Below are 957 nucleotides of genomic sequence, written 5' to 3'. Positions count from 1 at the left end.
TTGGAGTCTGCAACTCGACTCCATGAAGTCGGAATCGCTAGTAATCGTGGATCAGAATGCCACGGTGAATACGTTCCCGGGCCTTGTACACACCGCCCGTCACACCATGGGAGTGGGCTGCACCAGAAGTAGATAGCTTAACCTTCGGGAGGGCGTTTACCACGGTGTGGTTCATGACTGGGGTGAAGTCGTAACAAGGTAGCCCTAGGGGAACCTGGGGCTGGATCACCTCCTTAAACGATAGACTGCTTGTTTGATGCAGTGTCCACACAGATTGCTTGGTTAAAATGTAAAAGAACGCAAAAAGACTTGGGTCTGTAGCTCAGGTGGTTAGAGCGCACCCCTGATAAGGGTGAGGTCGGTGGTTCAAGTCCACTCAGACCCACCACTTTTTCTCCCAGAAAAAGTGATGGTACAGTCTTTTAAACGTTGGGGTTATAGCTCAGCTGGGAGAGCGCCTGCCTTGCACGCAGGAGGTCTGCGGTTCGATCCCGCATAGCTCCACCACTTTCTAAAGACATTCGAAAGAGTGTGATTAGAAAGTGGATTATTCATCTCTGATGATAAAACACATGTTCTTTAACAATCTGGAAAGCTGACTAGTAAATTGAATCAAYAGATTCAATTACAATAGTTTYTATCTTAATGATARAAACGAGTTCTCAAAACAACACACATTCAAGTGTCTTGTGTAGAGTCCGGCGAAAAACCAATTTGTRTCYTTATCAGATACACAACCTTGGTTGTTTGAACATACAGACCTCTTGGGGTTGTATGGTTAAGTGACTAAGCGTACACGGTGGATGCCTTGGCAGTCAGAGGCGATGAAGGACGTATTAACTTGCGATAAGCCCAGTTTAGATAGTAAAAATCACTTGAGACTGGGATTTCCGAATGGGGAAACCCACGTGCATAAGCACGTATCGTTACGTGAATACATAGCGTAACGAGGCGAAC

Annotated in this window: 2 tRNA genes and 2 rRNA genes; all 4 read left to right on the top strand. The window is 46.1% G+C overall.

The window, feature by feature from the left end:
• Window positions 1-236, top strand: a 16S ribosomal RNA gene (locus L4C35_RS23155); the annotation flags it as partial.
• Window positions 237-311: 75 nt separating this feature from the next.
• Window positions 312-388: transfer RNA gene (locus tag L4C35_RS23150), tRNA-Ile, on the top strand.
• A gap of 43 nt (window positions 389-431) precedes the next feature.
• Window positions 432-507 (top strand) — tRNA-Ala (locus L4C35_RS23145).
• Between the two features lie 269 nt (window positions 508-776).
• Window positions 777-957: ribosomal RNA gene (locus L4C35_RS23140) — 23S ribosomal RNA — on the top strand; the annotation flags it as partial.

Origin of the sequence: Photobacterium kagoshimensis (genome assembly GCF_050337045.1) — a bacterium.
GTDB lineage: Bacteria > Pseudomonadota > Gammaproteobacteria > Enterobacterales > Vibrionaceae > Photobacterium > Photobacterium kagoshimensis.
The sequence above is the reverse complement of the archived record's forward strand: the minus strand, read 5'-3'. Positions and strand labels throughout refer to the sequence as shown.